We start from the raw sequence: 17,206 nt of genomic DNA on the forward strand, positions 1-17,206 counted from the left end.
CCGCCGAAATACGTACGTACTCGGCGGCACCGTCGCGGTTCAGCTCAGCTGTTCCAGATCTGGAACTCCGAGATCTGTCCGGCCGGCCATCCGGTGTTCGCCGTGACGGTCACCCGGAAGTACCGCTGGGTGGTCGCGGGGAACGTGATGGTGACCGTGTTGTTGGCGGACGGGTCGAAGGTGTAGGTGGCCGACGACTTGACGGTGCTGAAGGTGCTGCCGTCGGTGCTGCCGGTCAGCGACAGCGTCTGGTCGCGGGCGCCCCAGCCCGCGGGGAGCTGGAGCACGACGCGGCTCGCGCTCTGCGCGGACCCGAGGTCCACCTGCACCCACTGCGGGAAGGCGTTGTTGGCGCTCTCCCAGTAGCTGCTCTGGTTGCCGTCGGTGACATTGGAGGAGGCGTAGACATCGGTGTGGCTGGACTCGCTGGTGGCCTTTCCTGCCGCCAGGTTGGTGCTCACCGTGCCGGCCCCGGTGCCCGTCAGCGCGACCGTGGTCGGGCTGTTGGAGGCGTTGCCGGTGACGGTGAGGCCGCCGGTGCGGGTTCCGGACGCGGTCGGCGTGAAGGTGACGCTGACCGTGCAGGAGGCGCCCGCCGCGATGGACGAACCGCAGGTGTTGGTCTGCGCGAAGTCACCGGTGGTGGCGACGCCGGAGACGGTCGCGGCCGCGGTGCCGGTGTTGCTCACCGTCACCGACTGCGCGCTGCTGCTGGTGTTCAGCGCCTGGCTGGCGAAGGTCAGCGAGCTCGGGTTGGTGGACAGCGTCGCCGACGGTGTGGAGCCGCCGCTGCCGCTGGGGAACACCTCGAAGTCCGACAGCTGGCCGGCGCTCCAGCCGGTGTTGGCGGTGATGTTCACCCGTACGTACCGCGCGGTGGCGGCGTTGAAGGTGATGGTCACCGTGTTGCTGTTGGCGTTGGGATCGAAGGTGTACCCGGCCGAGGCCACGATGGTGGAGAAGGTGGATCCGTCCGTCGACCCCTGCACCGACAGAGTCTCGGTGCGGGCGCTCCAGGCCGTCGCCGGCGGGAGCTTGAGGACGACCTTGCCGACGCTGTAGCTCTGGCCGAGGTCGACCTGGGCCCACTGCGGGAAGCTGCCGTTGGCGCTCTCCCAGTAGGTCGAGGCGTCGGCGTCGGTGAGGTTGGCGGGGACGTAGACGCCGTTGCTGGAGCTCGCGGTGGCCGGGCGGCCGGCCGCGATGTTGGTGCTGCTGTCGATGCCGGTCCCGGTCAGGGCGGCGGTGGTGGGGCTGTTGTTGGCGTCGCTGGTGACGGTCAGGGTGCCGGTGCGGGAACCGCCCGCGGTGGGCTTGAAGCCGACGTTGACCGTGCAGGAGGCGCCGACCGCGATGCTGGAGCAGTTGTTGGTCTGGCTGAAGTCACCGGTCACCGCGACGCCGGAGACGGTCGCCGAGGTGGTGCCGGAGTTGGTGACGGTGATGCTCTGCGCGGCGGCCGAGGAACCGACCACCGTCCCGGCGAAGCTGAGGCTCGCCGGTGAGGCGTTCAGCACCGGACCCGGCGCGGTGCCGGTGCCGGAGAGACTGACGGTGTTGGTGACCCCGCCCGCGTTGACGGTCAGGCTGCCGGTGCGGCTGCCCGTCGCGGTCGGCTTGAAGGTCACGCTGACCGTGCAGGAGCCGTTCGCCGCGATCGACGAACCGCAGGTGTTGGTCTGGGCGAAGTCACCGCTGGTCGCGATGGACGAGACCGCCGCCGCCGAGCCGGTCGGGTTGGCGACCGTCACCGTCTGCGCGGCGCTGGTCGCGCCGGTGGCCACCGAACCGAAGTTGAGCGCGCTCGGGGTGGCGGTCACCCCGGTGGCCGGGTAGGGCGGGAAGACCGGGGTCGGCCAGCCGCTGCAGTACGGGGTGCCGCTGATACCGGAGTTGCCCCCGCCGTCGGTCACCACGAAGTTGCCGCCCTCGCAGTTGTACACGGGGGAGGGGCCGTTGACGCCGGTCGCGTTGACGTTGGTGAAGGTCGCCGCGCCGCCGGTCTGCTCCTGCAGGGCGAAGGTCCCGGTGCCGGCGATGGTCACATTGTTCAGCGAGACCCCGCTGATGGTGCCCTCGACCCACTGGACCGCCTCGTACGGACTCTGCTGGATCAGCGCGTTGGTGACGTTGATCGGTCCGGTGATGGCGCCCTGGCTGCCGTCGAACCACAGCGCGCCGACGCCGAACTGCCAGTTGGGGTCGAGGCTGCCGTCGCGGACCATGGTGTTGTTGGAGATGGTGGTGGTGCCCACCGGGGTGGAGGTGAAGCGCTGCCCCACGTGGATGCCGCCGCCCTGGGCTAGACCGGTGTCCTGCACCAGGTTCCCGGTGACGGTGTTGTCGTGGCCGCCGTAGATCGCGATGCCGTTGGCGAGGATCTGCAACTCGACGGTGTTGTTGGAGATGGTGTCGTTGGCGTCCGCCCCGAGGGAGGAGTCCGCCCAGGTGGCCACACCGTCGTCACCGGTGTTGCGGATGTCGCTGTTGGTGACGGTGGAGTTGGTGACGCCGCCGTGGAAGTTGATGCCGTCGGCGGTGGTGTCCCGGATCCGCATCCCGCTGAAGGTCAGCTTGTCCATCGGCCCGTCCATCCAGGCGCCGACCTTCATGTGGTCGATCCACAGGTTGGACACCGAGGAGTTGCTCAGCGCGCCGCCGATGCCGTTGACCTGCGCGCTGTCGTTGCGTTCCTGGACGTTGCCGAAGATCGCGAAGTTCTGCAGGTGCACGTTGGTGCTCGGCGACGGCGCGGAGTTGCCGTAGAAGCCGGGCGCCGTCCCGGCGACGGTGGAGTACCACATGCCGGCGCCGGCGACCGTGACGTTGTTGACGCTGATGTGGCCCGGGACGTTGTACGTCCCCGGCGGGATCCACACCGTTCCGCCCGAACCGGCCGCGCTGATCGCGGCGTTGAAGGCGCTGGTGGCGTCGGCCGCGCCGGTCGCGTCGGCGCCCTCACTGGTCACCGACACCGATCCGGCCGGCTGCGTCAGCGCCGCGCCGACCTGCTCGAAGTCGGCGAAGTCGACGGTGTAGGAGGAGGCGGTGTCCTCGGAGTCGACCTGCAGCTTGAAGGTCGTCCCCTGCGGATAGGTGGTGCTGAACAGGCGGTGCACCTCGTCGAAGAAGTGGTGCGGGTTGCTGCCGGGGGAGTTGGTGAAGGGGTAGCTGCCGTAGTACCAGCTGTAGGCGTTGGTCAGGGTGAAGTCCGACTGCTTGACCCCGTTGATGTAGAGCGACAGCGGTGCGGTGTAGACCGAACCGCTCGAGGTGTCGGGGATGCTGTAGCGGAAGTCGATGGAGTTGGTGGCCACCGGCGTGGTGAAACTGACGTACTGTCCGCTGCCCTGCAGGGTCACGGCCTTGCGGTACGCGGCCTCGTCGGCCAGCTGGCCCTGGGCGTAACTCGGGCCGATGACCGTCCCGTTGGTGGCGGAGTTCTCCGCCTGGACCTCTACGTAGGGCAGGCTCGCGCCGCTGCCGCCGGTGGCGGCGGCCCAGGCGGGCTGAACCGCCAACGCGACCAGGCTGAGCGCAGCCAGCATCGCGGTGCCGACCGCCAGGGCGAGCGCTCGCCTCAGCTGGTGGATGGAATGGGACACCTTCTGCTCCCTTCGACGCGGAGGGCCGGACCCGAAGCGGCTCCGCAGTCAGGTGGGGTGGAGAGCTGGGAACACAGGAGAGGGTTGACGGGTGCACGCTGGACCGTAACGGTGTCGACAACTCAGCGCAATATCTAGACACATCTTCGTTGGAATCTAACTTTTGACGGCAAGAGACCTCCTGGTTGGGTCTCCGTGCGTCAGGACTGCTGAGACGGCCTCTGGGAGCGGTCCCAACTGGACCGGGGCACGTGGACTCCGGGCCGCTGGGTGATGTCGGTGACTCTCCAGCGGCAGCTCCTCTCCCGAACACCCTCAGCCGTCAAGATCGTCACGACGGAGGAGTGGTCGATGGACACAGCAGAGCGGTACCGGCGCTTCGCGACCATGGAGGTACGCGGACATTCCGCGAGCTACGAGACGTTGGCGGCTCAGATCGCCGTGGACGCCGAGCTACTGGCCTTGATCGACCGGCTTCCCGCATCCAGGCGGCAGCCGAATCTGCTGCTGGGAGCAGTGCGATTCCTCGGCGGTCCCGTCACCGAGTACCGGGCCTTCCGAGCTTGGACGGTGGCCGCATGGGACCGGGTCGAGCAGACCATGCGTGGACGGTTCACCCAGACGAACGAGCCGGGCCGGTGTGCCACCCTGCTGCCGCTCCTCGCCTCCTTGCCCCAGCCGCTCGCGCTGATCGAGGTGGGTGCCTCGGCCGGGTTGTGCCTGTATCCGGACCGCTACCGCTACCGCTACGACGGTGGCCCAGTGCTCGGCCCCACCGACGGTCAAGTCCTCCTGGACTGCCGCACGGACGGCACAGCCCCGCTGCCGGAGCAACTGCCCACCGTGGCCTGGCGTGCCGGCATCGACCTCAACCCCCTCGACGTGAACAACACCAACGACGTCCACTGGCTGGAGAGCCTGGTCTGGCCCGAACAGCACGAGCGGTTGCGCCGCCTGCGGGATGCAGTCCGCGTCGCCCAGACAGAGCCCGCGTACCTGGTGCGCGGCGACCTCAACGAAGCCGTCGGGGACCTGATCGCCCAGGTCCCCGACGGTGCCACTGCGGTGGTCTTCCACAGCGCCGTGCTGGCCTATCTGCCGACCGAGGCCCGGGAGTCCTTCGCCGAGACCGTGCGATCCCTCCCCTGCCACTGGATCTCCAACGAGGCCCCCACGTCCTGCCATCCGTGCAAGACCGCTTGCCCCGGCCCGCACCGCAGGACCATGACGTGTTCGTCCTGGCCCTGGACAGGCAGCCGGTGGCCTTCACCGGTCCCCACGGCCAATCCCTGGACTGGTTCGCCTGATCCACCAGCACGCAGTTCCGTCGCCGTGGCCCGAGGAGGGGCGCGCGGCTTTTTTTGCTTACAGCGTGGCGGTCTGCTGGGCGCCCGCGGCGCTGCCTGACAGCCACTGGGACCAGGTCAGGTTGAAGGCGGCGAAGCCGTTGTCGCCGGCGGCCTTGCCGCGGGGGGAGCCGGTGACGGTGACCGGGTCGCCCTGCTTGACGTAGTTGTAGAACCACTCGGCGTTGCTCAGCGAGAGGTGTATGCAGCCGTGCGAGCCGACGCTGTGGCCCGGGTCGGGGTCGCCGGTGGAGTAGTGGACGTAGGTGCCGGAGTCGGTGAGGTGCACGTCCCAGGGCAGGGTCAGGTCGTAGTAGTTGGGGCTGGTCTTGTCACAGCTGATGCCGACGCTGCAGGAGGTCATCCGCACCTCCTTCTGCTTGTCGATCACGGCCATGGTGCCGTCCCAGGACGGCCAGGTCGAGCTGCCGGCGTCGATGGGCATGGTGCGGACGACCTTGCCGCCGTTGCTGACCGTCATCGAGTGGCCGGTCACCGACACCGTGGTCTCGACGTCGCTGCCGATGGTGAAGGTGTGCTTGTAGGAGTGGGTGCCGTAGTCGCCGTTGCCGTCGCCCACGTCGGTGAGGTCGGCGCTGACCGAGACCTTGGTGCCGGACTTCCAGTAGCTCTGCGGCCGCCAGTCGACCCGCCTGCTGCTGTACCAGTGCCAGGCGCCGGTGGTCGGGACCGAGGCGGAGACGGTGAGGTGCTGCTCGATCGCCTTGCGCGCGGACTCGGCGACCGCCTTGGTGAAGACGATCGAGATCGGCATCGCGACGCCGACGTTGCCGCCCTCCGCCGGGGTGAGCGAGTCCAGCAGCATGGCCGGCCCGGCCGGGTGCGTGGGTGAGGGGCTGGCGCTGGGGGAGGCGCTGCTGCTGGTGCCGGACCCGGCACTGGCCCCGGCGCTGGTCCCGGGGGCGACGCTCACCTGTGACGACCCCGCGCTCTTCGCCGACGCGTTCCCGCCGCAGGCGCTCGCGCTGCCCAGCACCGCCCCGGCCACCAGGGTTATCCCGATGGTGTTCATGATCCGCCGCACGTACTCGCTCCACTCACGTCATGACATTGGATATCCGAGTGCAAAGACTCGGAACTCTACGCAGGCGGTTGCGGAGGGCACGTAAAGGCCGGGTAAAAGTTCGGGCTCAGCGGGGTGCGGCCGCGTCCAGCAGCTCGGCGGCGGTGCTCCTGGCGAGGTCCGCGGCGGTCAGGTCGTGGTCCATCCGGGCCGAGATGGAGGCGCCGTCGTAGAGCAGGACGAGCCGGCGTGCCAGCTGTTCGGGGTCGGCCGCGCCGGCGGCCCGGGCCAGGTCGGTGAACAGGCCCCGGATCCAGGCCCGGTACTCGGCGGCGACCACCTGGATCGCGCTGTCCGGGCTCGCCTCGGCGCTGGCGTTGACGAAGGCGCAGCCGTGGTAGTTGGGCGCGGCGATGGAGTCGCTCTGTGCGTCGAAGACCGCGAGCAGCCGCTCCCTGGGGTCCTGCTGCTGCTCGACCTTGGCGGTGATCCGCAGCCGGCGCGACTCGTGGCGGTCGGCCAGGTAGGCGCGGATCAGCTCGTCCTTGCTGCCGAAGGTGTTGTAGAGGGTCGCCTTGGCCACACCGGCCCGCTCGATCACCCGGTCGATGCCGACCGTGTGCACGCCCTCTTCGTAGAACAGTTCAGTGGCGGCCTTCAGGAGCCGCTCCCGTGCCGAGGTAGCCATGGGTTGACTTTAACAGACAGGTCTGTCTAATGTAAGCCTCTACTTAGACAGACCTGTCTGACCAATCTCTCTGGGGAGCAGTCATGACCAGCCAGCCCCGACGGCGCTACCTACCGCGCGGCGTCGCCTTCTACCTCCAGGCGTCGATCGTTGTCTCCTTCCTCGCCGCCTCCAGCGCGCCGACCCCGCTCTACGCCGTCTACCAGCGCGAATGGGGCTTCTCCCCGATCACGACCACCGTGGTCTTCGGCGTCTACGCCCTCGCGGTGCTCGCCGCGCTGCTGGTCGTCGGCTCGCTGTCGGACCATGTCGGACGCCGTCCGGTGCTGCTGGCCGGCATCACCCTGCAGGCCGTCACCATGGTGGTGCTGACCACCGCCGGAGGCGTGCCCGAACTGCTGCTGGCCCGCGTGGTCCAGGGCCTCGCCACCGGAGCGGCCGTCGGCGCCGTCGGGGCGGGGATGCTCGACATCGACAAGGCCAAGGGCACCATCACCAACGCCGTGGCGCCGATGACCGGCACCGCGACCGGCTCCATCGCCTCCGGGCTGCTGGTCCAGTTCCTGCCCTGGCCGGTCCACTTGGTCTACCTGGCGCTGCTCGGCGTCTTCGTGCTGCAGGGCGTGGGCGTGTGGCTGATGGCGGAGACCTCCGCGCCCAAGCCCGGCGCGCTGGCCTCGCTGCGGCCCCGGCTGGGCATCCCCAGGACCGCCCTGGGCCCGGTGCTGACCGCCGTGCCGGTGCTGGTGGCGGTGTGGGCCCTGGCCGGCTTCTACGGCTCGGTGGCGCCCGCCGTGGTCCGGGTGGTCGTCGGCTCCGACTCCTCCCTGCTCGGCGGACTGGCCCTGTTCGTGCTGGCCGGCAGCGGGGCGCTGACCGTGCTGCTGCTGCGCGACGTCCGGCCGCGCGTGGTGATGCTGCTCGGCATCGCCGCCCTGGTCGTCGGCGTGGGCGTCACCCTGCTCTCGGTCGACCACCGCTCCACTGCCGGCTTCTTCCTCGGCACCGCGCTGGCCGGGGCCGGTTTCGGCGGCGGCTTCCAGGGCGCGATCAGGACCACCGTCCCGCTGGCCGCCCCGCACGAGCGGTCCGGCCTGCTGTCCACCCTCTACGTGGTCTCCTACCTGGCCATGGGCCTGCCCGCGGTGATCGGCGGCGTGCTGGTGGTGCACGGCGGCGGCCTGCTCCCCACCACCCGCGAGTACGGCCTGGCGGTGATGGCCCTGGCCGCCCTCGCCCTGGTCGGCCTGGTCCGCCCACGGCGGGCCGTCGGCCGGTCGGTGCTGGTGGCCTCCTCCTCGCCCTCGGTGTCGGCCTCCGCGGACCGGTCCCAGGAGAACCGGGTCGCGTCCGGAGGTTAGAAACCCGCTCAGGTCGGGAAGCCGCACTCCATGGTCGACGGTGGGGGTTGCGGGGATGGCGATGACTGACGGACCGGCACTGACCTTGCGGGAACAGCGGATCCTGGACGGGATCGAGGAGCGGCTGAAGGCCGACGCCGAGCTCGACCGGAGACTGAGCACCATGCGGCTGCACCGGATCTGGCACCTGTGGCTGTTCCTGCGCGGTTCGCGCGGCGCGGTCGGCCTGCTGCTGGTGGTCGCGGCCGGGGTGCTGCTGGCCGCCGAGGTCCCCGGACGCCCCGGGCCGGTCGTGGTGATCACGGTCGTGGTGCTGCTGCTCCTTGCCGCCACCGTGCTGGTCCCCCTGCTGGGCGTCGAACGCCACCGGGCCCGTCGGCCCGGACCCGAGCGCGGCTGGGGGCACGCGGCCTGATCGCCGTGCACGGCGCGGGCCGTGCGGGCAGGATGGGAGCGGGGGCAGCCCCCGATCCGGCCGTTTCCGGAGGACAAGTCCGCAGTACCAGGAGGAGCGCATGGCTGATCCCGACATTCTGGAGGCCATCAACAGCATGGTCACCGCCGAGCACGAGTTGAGGGCCAAGGTCGCCTCGGGGGAGGCGGATCCGGAGCTGGCGCACAAGCAGCTCGCCGAGATCGAGGTGCAGCTCGACCAGTGCTGGGACCTGCTGCGGCAGCGCCGGGCCCTGCGCGAGTTCGGACAGGCCGAGGACGCCGCGGCGATCCGGCCGGCGTCCGAGGTCGAGGGCTACAAGTCCTGAAGCCGGAAAGGGCTCGGTGACCAACCGTCACCGGGCCCTTTCCGTTCGCGTCCTGGGTCAGGTCCGTCAGGGCAGCTGCTTGTCCACGGCCGCCCGGCCCTCCTCGGCCAGCCGCCGGCGGGCCCACTCCAGCGTCTGCGGGGTGACGTCCCGTCCGCTGGCCTGGACCAGGTCCTCGGGGGACACCTCGCCGTCGCTGCCGGTGTGCAGCAGCGCGTCCGGGGTGACCTCGCCCGGGGTGGGGGTGCGCACCGCGTCGTCACCGCCATCACCAACGCCGCCGCCACCGACACCACCGCCGCCGTAGCGGCGCTGGAACTTGGCGATCTCGCCCTGCGGGTCGACGGTCCTGGCCCGGCCGGTGTGGAACGGGTGGCTCTCGGCGGAGATCTCGACGTCCACCACCGGATACGTAGCGCCGTCGTCCCACTCGATGGTCTGTTCGCTGGTCGCCGTGGACCGGGTGAGGAAGGCGTAGCCGGCCGACCGGTCCCGGAACACGACGGGGTGGTAGTCGGGGTGGGTGTCCTGTCGCATGCTCACTCCAGGTAATCAGGAGACGGATGGGTCGCACAGGGAGCGCGGTAGTGCTCGCCACGGTCTCGACAGTGCCACAAGCGGCCCGGATCGGCGCGGCTTCCGGCCTTCTTCCGGACGGCTTCCGACCGTTTTCCGGGCGGCCGGTTCAGTCGTTGCTGATCAGCGCGAACCGGGCGCCCTCGGGGTCGCGCAGTTCGGCGATGCGCCCGTAGGGCGAGTCGGCGACCGGCAGCACCGCGGTGCCGCCCAGCCGGATCGCCCGTTCGGCCGCGGTGTCGGCGTCGTCCACCGCGAAGGAGACATGCCAGTACGGGCGTTCCGCCCGGGCGGTACCGCCGGCCAGCAGCGGGTCCGCCTCGCGCAGGGCGGCGATCCGGTGGCCGCCGGCCCGCAGCACCACCCGCTCGTTCTCCCACTGCACGTCCAGGTGCTTGCGGTCCTGACCGGCCCAGTCCAGCACCTCGCCGTAGAACAGGGCGGCGGCGAACGGGTCGGTGCGCAGTTCCATCCAGGACGGCGCGCCGGACATCTCCAGGATCCGGGTGGGCCCGGGCCGGCCCTGCCACAGCCCGAACACCGCGCCGGACGGGTCCACCGCGATGGCGACGCGCCCCGCGCTGACGTCGACCGGGCCGATCCCGACCGTGCCGACGCGCTCGCGCACCCGCGCGGCGGCCCCGTCGATGTCCTCGACGCCGAAGAAGACCGTCCAGGTCGTCGGCGCGGTGGCCCAGCCCTGGGGCTGCGAGCCGATGCCGGCCACTCGCTGGCCCTGGGCCACGGCGAAGGCGTAGGCGCCCCACCACTCCTCCTCGACCTGCTCGTAGTGCCAGCCGAGCAGCGCGCCGTAGTACGCCTGCTGGGCGGCCGGGTCGCGGGCGAGCAGACTGACCCAGCTGGGGGCGCCCGGGATGCAGGGGACCCGGGGGGTGGTCCGATTCTCGGCCGGTGGTGCCGTCATCGCTTCCTCCTGGACTGTGCTGCTGTGCACATCGGCGAATCTGTGCACATGGCCCATCGCGACGACTTTAGACCGTTTCGGGCGAATGCTCCGTTCGGCGCGACAGCGCATCCCCGGGCTGGCAGCGCGGGCACCAGAAGACGATCCGGTCCTGCGGCGGGGCGCCGATGGTGGAGCGGGCGATCCGGGTGCCGCAGCGGCGGCAGGGCTGTCCGGCGCGCCGGTAGACCCAGTGCCGGCGGTCGGCACGGGCGTCACCGGTGGTGATGTGGCCGGAGCGCAGCCGGTTCAGCCCCAGCAGCCGGTGGGCCAGGGCCACCACCCGGTCCGGGCGCGCCACCTCGCCGAACGGGGTCCACGGGCCGGCCCCGGCCAGGAAGCACAGCTCATTGGCGTAGACATTGCCGATTCCGGCCAGGTTGCGCTGGTCCAGCAGGGCGAGGGCGAGCGGCCGCCCCGGATCCGCGGACAGCCGCTGCAGGGCCCGGTCGGCGTCCCAGTCCGGGCCCAGCAGGTCCGGGCCCAGATGGCCGACCGCGCGCTGCTCCTCCCCGGTCCGCAGCAGTTCGACCACGGGCAGCCGGTAGCCGACGGCCGTGTGCTGGGCGTTGCCCAGCACCGCCCGGATCTGCCAGGCGGGGCCGCCGCCCCAGCGCTCGGAGCTGCCGTAGGTCTGCCAGCGGCCGTCCATCCGCAGATGGGTGTGCAGGGTCAGCCCGCCCTCGATCCTGGTCAGCAGGTGCTTGCCGCGCGGCAGCACCTCCAGCACCTGCCGCCCGGTCAGCTCCGCGGTCGCGTGGGCGGGCACGCGCAGCTCGGCGGTGGTCAACTCCCGTCCGGCCAGCGCGGAGTGCAGCATGCGGGCGGTGCGGAAGACCGAGTCGCCCTCGGGCATGGCTGCCTTCCTCTCCCGGTCTCTCCTGCTCCGGCTTCGACTACGCGTGGGCGGCGAGCCTGGCCCGGGCCTCCCTGAGGTGCGGGCCCTCGCGCAGCCCTGCGGGCAGGACCAGCAGCGAGGTGCGCAGCGAGCGGGTCGCCACCCGCGCGCCCAGATCCGCCACCGGCCAGCCCGGGAGCCCGTACAGGCGCCTGGCCCAGCGCGGCAGCGAGGCCACGCCCAGGGCCATTATCCCGGTCCAGGCCGGCCGCGCGGGCGTGGCCAGCTCGACCCAGAGCGGCATCGGCGGCAGCAGGGCGAAGCGGGCGGCCTCCCGGGCCGCCGGGCCGGCCCGCAGTTCCGGACGGATCCGGTCGAAGTAGTCGGCCAGCCCGCGCACCGTCGCCGGCAGCGGAGCCGTCCGGGGGACCCCGAGCCGCCAGGCCGTCTCCCGCTGCTCGGCGACATAGCGGTCGGCCTCGGCGGCGGTCAGCCGCAGCCCGCCGGCCCGGGTGACCCGCAGGAAGCTGTCCGTCTCGCAGCAGTGCACCCAGGTCAGCAGCTCCGGGTCGTCGGCGCGGTAGCTCGCGCCGGTCTCCGGATCGGTCCCGCGCACCCGCAGGTGCACGGCCCGGACCCGGGCCAGCGCCTGCTCCGCCTGCTCGGTGCTGCCGTAGGTGACCGCGCCGACGTACTGCGCGGTCCGGATCAGCCGCCCCCAGGGGTCCTCCCGGTACCGGGAGTGCTCGGCCACGCCGGCCATCGCCAGCGGGTGCAGCGCCTGGAGCAGCAGCGCGCGCAGCCCGGCGGGCAGCATCATCGGGTCGGCGTGCACGCGCCAGGTCACCGACTGCGGGCCGAACAGCCCGAAGTCCGGCGCCTGCCGGGGGATTGCGCCCATGGTCGTCCCGTCCGTGTCCCCGCTCGTCTCCGACCGCATGCCGGGCTCCTACCCCGGGAAAGGGCCGGCGGACCGGATTGGACGGGGATGACGCGGGTAGACGTGCGGCTGTCGCCCGCCGCTCACGGGCGGACCGGCGGGTGGTACGGAGAGGCAGGCGGCCGATGGAAGCCCAGCAGGCGTGGGAACGGCAGCGGGCGCGCGAGGTGCGGCAGGCCCGGGGCGGGGCGTGGCCGCGCCGGGCCGGGCTCACCGCGGGCGCGACCTACGACGGCAGGCCCGGCACCGTCGGCGCGGCCCGCGGTTTCGTCACGGACTTCCTGGCCCGCGCGCAGTCGGAGCACGGGGTCGCCGTCACCGCCGTGCTGCTGGAGGACGCCCGGCTGGTGGTCAGCGAGCTGGTGACCAACGCCGCCAAGTACGCGCCGGGGCCCTGCCTGCTGGACCTGGAACTCGACGACGGCGTCCTGGATCAGGGGAGCCTGCGGGTCACCCTGTGGGACACCCAGCCGGCCCTGCCCGTCCCCAGCGAGACCGACCCGGTCCGGATCGGGCGGCACGGACTGGAGATCGTACTGGCGCTGTGCCGCCGCTTCGAGGTCGAGCGCCAGGCCGGCGGCAAGCGGATCCAGGTGGAACTGGAGCTGTACTCCGATTCTCCGGGGGGCGACTCCCCGTACCCCCGCGTGAACCCGTGTCGGTGAGCCTTTGCACCTGGACATCCCGAGGAGAAGCCGCGTGAGCAGGGCCGGTCAGGGCTTGCGGGCCACCGCGCAGGCCTGGGGCAGCGGGTAGACCGGCGCGGGGTCGTCGTCGGGGCCGGGTCGCCACTGCTCGCAGTAGACCACGCCGGGCGCCAAGATCTCGAAGCCTTTCAGCAGGTCGGCGACCTGTTCCCGGGACCGCACCTTCATCGGCGCGACCTGGCGGGAGTACTTCTCCGCCGCCCGTCCGATCCGGGCGGCGGACTCCTCGTGGAGGCTCGCGTGCGACACCGTCAGGTAGCTGCCGGACGGGATCGCGTCGCGGTAGGCCGCGACCAGGTCGGCCGCCTCGGCGTCGTCGGGGACGAAGTGCAGCACGGCGCTCATCAGCACCGCGACAGGCTCGCCGGGGCCCAGCATCAGCCGGTCGACCTCGGGGTCGGTCAGGATCGACACCGCGTCGCGGAGGTCCCCGTCGACGGCCACGGCGAGGTCGTTGCCCAGCAGTATCCGACGGCTGTGCTCCACCGCGACCGGGTCGTTGTCCACGTAGACCACCTGGGCCTGCGGGTTGACCGCCTGGGCGATCTCATGGACGTTCCCCTCGGTCGGGATGCCGGAGCCCAGGTCCAGGAAGCTCCTGACGCCCCGTCCGGCCAGGTACTCCACGCACCGGATCAGAAAGGCCCGGTTCGCCCGCAGGATGGCGGGCAGTTCCGGCATCATCGCGACCACCTCGCGGGCGGCCGCGCGGTCGACCGGAAGGTTGTGGCTCCCGCCGAGATGGAAGTCGTAGATGCGCGCGATGCTGGGCCGCCCGGTGTCCACGTCCACCGGGATCCAGGTCTGGTCGGTCATCGCATCCTTCAGGCGCTCCGCGGGGGTGTGGCCTCCAGTGTAGGGGCGGAGGACGGCACTTCAGGCAGGGTCACCGGCGTTCGCGCGGGCAGGAGTTGGACCAGTCCGGCGGCCAGTCCGAGGCCGGCGAAGACCCACCAGACGTGGTCGAACGCGCTGACGGCGGCGGCCGGCGCCGGGGTGCCGAGGACGGCGACGAAGATGCTGATCCCGAGCACGGCGCCGAGCTGCCGGAAGCTGGAGTTGACGGCCGATCCGATGGCGAAGCGCTCCGGCGGCAGATGCTTGACCGCGGCGCCCGACTGGACCGGCAGGGTCAGCCCGATCGCCAGCCCCATCAGCAGCGTCCACGGCAGCCAGTGGGTGAGCCAGTGCGGCGAACCCCCGGCGGCCGTGGCGAATCCGGCGGCGGCGAGCACCCAGGCGACCGACCCGGCCAGCAGCACCGGGCGGTGTCCGCTGCGCGCCGCGATCCGGCTGGAGGTCCGCGCGATCAGGGTGACCAGCATCGGTCCGAGGGCGCTGGCGAGCGCGGAGCGCAGCACGGAGTAGTGCCAGACGGTCTGCAGGAAGATCACATTGGCCAGCAGCATCCCGTAGAAGGCGGTCGCGAAGAGCAGGGTGGCGGCATTGACCACCCGGAACTGGTGCTCCCGGAACAGCGACAGGTCCAGGACCGGCTGGGCGGCGGTGGCCGAGCGCCGCAGGAACGCCGCGAGCAGCACGGCGGACAGCGCGAAGGCGCCCAGCACCCGGGGGTCGGACCAGCCCCAGTCCGGGCCCTCGACGATGGCCAGGCTCAGCATCGCCGGTGCGCCGGCGACGAGGAGCACGCCGAGCGGGTCGGGGATGCCGCTGGCGGCGGGATCGCGGCTCTCCGGCAGCAGCCGACGGCCGAGGACCGCGACGAGCACGCAGATCGGCACGTTGACCAGGAAGATCCAGCGCCAGGAGGCGTACTCGGTGAGCAGCGCGCCGAGGGTGGGTCCGAGCGCCGCGGCTGCGGCTCCCATGGCGCCCCAGGTGCCGACGGCGACATGGCGCCGGGCGGCGCTGAACTCGGGCAGGATCAGCGCCAGCGAGGTCGGTACCACCAGGGCGGCGAACACGGCCTGCAGGGCCCGGGCCGCGATCAGCAGGCCGATGCCGGGCGCCAGCCCGCAGACCCCGCTCATCAGGGCGAATCCGAGCATCCCGGTCAGGAACACCCGCTTGCGCCCGTAGCGGTCGGCCAGACGTCCTGCCGGTATCAGCACCGCGGCGAAGACCAGGCTGTAGGCGTTCAGCACCCAGGACAGCTGCGCGGAGCCGGTGTGGAAGCTGCGGCTGATGGTCGGGAAGGCGATGTTGACGATCGTGGTGTCGAGGAAGACCACGAACACCCCCAGACTGCCGAGCGCCAGCACCCGCAGGGCGTGTCTACGGGCCGCAGGGTCCTCGGGGGCATCGGGTTCGGCCCCGTGTTCGGCCCCGGGCGGTGGTTCCGCCAGTCCGCGCGCGGTCGGATCGGTGGCGGACATGGCGGCTCCATGGAGTCAGTTTGGATTTCCTACGGACTCCTGACCCTAGCCCCGTGCGTTGGAAACCACAACTGACTAGAGTGGGTCGTATGGACATCGACACGATGGTCGGGATGGACACCATGGCCGACCGGACGCCCAGGCCGCGCCCCTGCCCCGTCGCTGCGTCGCTGGAGCTGCTGGGGGAGCGCTGGACGCTGCTGGCGATCCGCGAGATGCGCTACGGGCTGCACCGTTTCGAGCAGATCACCAGGTTCACCGGGGCCTCGCGCGACATCCTGGCCGACCGGCTGCGCAAGCTGGAGGCGGCCGGCGTGGTCGAACGCCGCCAGTACTCCGAGCATCCGCCGCGTCACGAGTACCACCTCACCGCGGCGGGCGCGGAGGTCGGGCCGATCCTGCTGGCACTGGCCCAGTGGGGGCAGAAGTGGGGTCCGGGCGGCACAGCCGAGTTCGCCCATGACTGCGGCCACCCGCTGGAGGTGGACAGCGTCTGCCACCACTGCGGAGAGCACGTCGACCGGGAGACCCTGCGGATCAGCCCCGAACCGACCGGCTGAGCCCCGCTGAGCCCCGCCGCGCCCGCCGTCAGGCGTCCGGGGCCGAGCCGTCGGCGTCGCGCAGTGCCCGCTGCTGGGCGGCCCAGGTGCGGAGCTCATGCATCCGCGCCGGGTCGGTGGCGACGTCCTGGGTCACCACCGTGACGATGCCGCCGCCGATGTCCACGACCTGCTGGTCCATCCGCCCGGTGGTGAGCATGCCCACGATGACCAGGAACTCCTCCATCACGTCCTCGGTGAGGAACTCCTCGTCCGCGTCGTCGACGGCGGTGTCGACCTGCTCGAGGCCGAACTTGTACAGCTGCCCGGCGCCCTCCAGCAGGGCGCCGAGAACCCGGAACTGGTCGGGGTCCATCTGCAGTTCGAGGGCCTCCAGGTAGAGCGAGACCTGGTCCTGCGGGGTCGGTACGGCGAAGTCGTCCATGTCTCTCCTTGGCCCCAGCCTGAGCCCGGCATCGGCCCGGCCTCGCGCAGACGCCGCTCCCGCGCCGGTGCGACGGGTCGCACGCGGGCGGGAGCGGTGGTCGTCCCGGTCACATGCGGTTCTTCGGGTCCTCCCGGGAGTCGCCGACGAGGTCGATCCGCTCGGTGCGGACCTCCTCGTGCACGGTCACCTGCTCGGTGACCTCCTCGACCGTCAGCCGCACCCGTTCGACGGCGACGATCTCCTTGGTGACCACGGCGCGCTCCTCGTAGAGCGTCACGTCCAGGTCGGCCTCGGTGAAGTCGGCGGTGCTCGTCGTGGTGCCGTGCTCGCCCTCGGGGATCGGCTCCCGCTCGACCCGGATCTCCTGGTGGGCGAGCGGCACGATCCGCTGGACCTGTTCGGTGGTCACGGTCTTGCGGAGCCGGGCCTGGCCGGCCTCGACCCGCTCGGTGCCCACGTGCAGGCGCTCCTCGTACCGGGTCATCACCCTGCCGTCGCGCTCGCCGGTGCCCATCGGGGCGGCGGCGGCGTCCATGGCGCCAGTCATGCCGGTCGTCCGGTCCATGCCGGTCGGCCCGTCCATGACGGTCACGCGGTTCATGCCGGTCATGTTGTTCATGCCCGTCATGCTGTGCTCCGGCTGTCCCAGCCCGTAGTGCTGGTAGAGGGTGAGCTCCTCCTCCACCGAGAGATGCCGTCCGGTCTCCAGCTCCGGTGCGCTGTCGACCTGTGCCTTGGCGTAGGCGAGCCGCACATCGTCGTTCACCAGGACGGCGCCGCCCAGCGGGGCGAAGTGGCCCTTGCCGCCGAAGCGTCCGCCCTTGACGGTGACCCACTGCGGGGTGCCGGTGCTGTCGTCCAGGTACACCTCGTCCGCCTGCCCGATCTTGTGGCCGTCGGCGTCGAGGACCTTGTGCCCGATCACACGGGCCGGGTCGAGCGTCGTACTCACAACTACCTCCACGGAGGGGTGAGGGGGGTGGTGCGGCGGCCACGCCGGAAAGCGGACAGCGACAGACGGACGCCACGCCTCGACGGTGCCCCCGACCCTCCGGACCCGCAACTCGGGGTGA

The 17,206-nt window shown here is 71.5% G+C and carries 17 protein-coding genes; 6 read left to right on the forward strand and 11 right to left on the reverse strand.

Annotated features, from left to right (window positions below; translation table 11 throughout):
- Positions 1-44: 44 nt before the first annotated feature.
- Positions 45-3,605, reverse strand: a complete 3,561-nt coding sequence (locus ABH941_RS25770; RefSeq protein ID WP_370131863.1) for a choice-of-anchor D domain-containing protein — start codon at positions 3,603-3,605, stop codon at positions 45-47.
- A gap of 351 nt (positions 3,606-3,956) precedes the next feature.
- Between ABH941_RS25770 and ABH941_RS25775 the strand changes: the two genes are divergently transcribed.
- Positions 3,957-5,012, forward strand: a complete 1,056-nt coding sequence (locus tag ABH941_RS25775; protein WP_370131865.1) for a DUF2332 domain-containing protein — start codon at positions 3,957-3,959, stop codon at positions 5,010-5,012.
- Here the strand turns inward: ABH941_RS25775 and ABH941_RS25780 are convergent.
- Together ABH941_RS25780 and ABH941_RS25785 are read right to left on the reverse strand one after the other, a co-directional pair.
- Entirely contained in the window at positions 4,971-5,996 is a 1,026-nt protein-coding gene (locus tag ABH941_RS25780; protein ID WP_370131867.1) for an Ig-like domain-containing protein, read from the reverse strand. The genes ABH941_RS25775 and ABH941_RS25780 overlap by 42 nt on opposite strands.
- A gap of 106 nt (positions 5,997-6,102) precedes the next feature.
- Positions 6,103-6,663 (reverse strand): TetR/AcrR family transcriptional regulator, encoded by a 561-nt coding sequence (locus ABH941_RS25785; RefSeq protein ID WP_370131869.1) that lies wholly within the window; start codon positions 6,661-6,663, stop codon positions 6,103-6,105.
- Positions 6,664-6,746: 83 nt separating this feature from the next.
- Here ABH941_RS25785 and ABH941_RS25790 point away from each other — a divergent pair, with 83 nt between their 5' ends.
- The 3 genes from ABH941_RS25790 to ABH941_RS25800 all read left to right on the forward strand — a co-directional run bounded on the left by ABH941_RS25790 (position 6,747) and on the right by ABH941_RS25800 (position 8,785).
- Positions 6,747-8,024: an MFS transporter gene (locus tag ABH941_RS25790; RefSeq protein ID WP_370131871.1), complete on the forward strand. Its 1,278-nt coding sequence runs from the start codon at positions 6,747-6,749 to the stop codon at positions 8,022-8,024.
- 61 nt (positions 8,025-8,085) lie between these two features.
- Positions 8,086-8,439, forward strand: coding sequence for a hypothetical protein (locus ABH941_RS25795; protein WP_370131873.1), 354 nt, complete (start codon positions 8,086-8,088; stop codon positions 8,437-8,439).
- A gap of 100 nt (positions 8,440-8,539) precedes the next feature.
- Positions 8,540-8,785, forward strand: coding sequence for a DUF2630 family protein (locus ABH941_RS25800; RefSeq protein WP_134008831.1), 246 nt, complete (start codon positions 8,540-8,542; stop codon positions 8,783-8,785).
- Between the two features lie 66 nt (positions 8,786-8,851).
- On the opposite strand, the gene ABH941_RS25805 is transcribed toward ABH941_RS25800, so the two are convergent.
- The 4 genes from ABH941_RS25805 to ABH941_RS25820 all read right to left on the reverse strand — a co-directional run bounded on the left by ABH941_RS25805 (position 8,852) and on the right by ABH941_RS25820 (position 12,103).
- Positions 8,852-9,322, reverse strand: a complete 471-nt coding sequence (locus ABH941_RS25805) for a type B 50S ribosomal protein L31 (RefSeq protein WP_370131876.1) — start codon at positions 9,320-9,322, stop codon at positions 8,852-8,854.
- Positions 9,323-9,470: 148 nt separating this feature from the next.
- Positions 9,471-10,286, reverse strand: a complete 816-nt coding sequence (locus ABH941_RS25810) for a VOC family protein (RefSeq protein WP_370131878.1) — start codon at positions 10,284-10,286, stop codon at positions 9,471-9,473.
- Positions 10,287-10,353: 67 nt separating this feature from the next.
- Positions 10,354-11,181 carry a DNA-formamidopyrimidine glycosylase family protein gene (locus ABH941_RS25815; protein ID WP_370131880.1) on the reverse strand — a complete coding sequence of 276 codons (828 nt, stop codon included), beginning with the start codon at positions 11,179-11,181 and terminating at the stop codon, positions 10,354-10,356.
- Positions 11,182-11,221: 40 nt separating this feature from the next.
- Complete coding sequence (locus ABH941_RS25820) at positions 11,222-12,103, reverse strand: oxygenase MpaB family protein (protein ID WP_370131882.1); 882 nt, start codon at positions 12,101-12,103, stop codon at positions 11,222-11,224.
- A 125-nt stretch (positions 12,104-12,228) separates the two neighbouring features.
- Between ABH941_RS25820 and ABH941_RS25825 the strand changes: the two genes are divergently transcribed.
- A complete protein-coding gene (locus ABH941_RS25825) occupies positions 12,229-12,768 on the forward strand; it encodes an ATP-binding protein (protein ID WP_370131884.1) in 540 nt (179 codons plus the stop codon).
- Positions 12,769-12,816: 48 nt separating this feature from the next.
- On the opposite strand, the gene ABH941_RS25830 is transcribed toward ABH941_RS25825, so the two are convergent.
- Together ABH941_RS25830 and ABH941_RS25835 are read right to left on the reverse strand one after the other, a co-directional pair.
- On the reverse strand, positions 12,817-13,626 hold the full coding sequence (locus ABH941_RS25830) for an SAM-dependent methyltransferase (protein WP_370131886.1): 810 nt from the start codon (positions 13,624-13,626) through the stop codon (positions 12,817-12,819).
- Between the two features lie 8 nt (positions 13,627-13,634).
- The gene (locus ABH941_RS25835; protein ID WP_370131888.1) at positions 13,635-15,146 is read right to left on the reverse strand and encodes an MFS transporter; all 1,512 of its coding nucleotides are present in this window, start codon (positions 15,144-15,146) and stop codon (positions 13,635-13,637) included.
- An 89-nt stretch (positions 15,147-15,235) separates the two neighbouring features.
- On the opposite strand from ABH941_RS25835, the gene ABH941_RS25840 reads away from it, so the two are divergent.
- Complete coding sequence (locus ABH941_RS25840; protein WP_370131889.1) at positions 15,236-15,706, forward strand: winged helix-turn-helix transcriptional regulator; 471 nt, start codon at positions 15,236-15,238, stop codon at positions 15,704-15,706.
- Between the two features lie 28 nt (positions 15,707-15,734).
- Here the strand turns inward: ABH941_RS25840 and ABH941_RS25845 are convergent, their stop codons facing one another.
- Both ABH941_RS25845 and ABH941_RS25850 read right to left on the reverse strand, forming a co-directional pair.
- Complete coding sequence (locus tag ABH941_RS25845) at positions 15,735-16,130, reverse strand: hypothetical protein (protein WP_370131890.1); 396 nt, start codon at positions 16,128-16,130, stop codon at positions 15,735-15,737.
- Between the two features lie 109 nt (positions 16,131-16,239).
- Complete coding sequence (locus tag ABH941_RS25850; RefSeq protein ID WP_370131891.1) at positions 16,240-17,085, reverse strand: DUF2382 domain-containing protein; 846 nt, start codon at positions 17,083-17,085, stop codon at positions 16,240-16,242.
- Positions 17,086-17,206: the final 121 nt, after the last annotated feature.

This window comes from Streptacidiphilus sp. EB103A (assembly GCF_041261405.1).
Taxonomy (GTDB): domain Bacteria; phylum Actinomycetota; class Actinomycetes; order Streptomycetales; family Streptomycetaceae; genus Streptacidiphilus.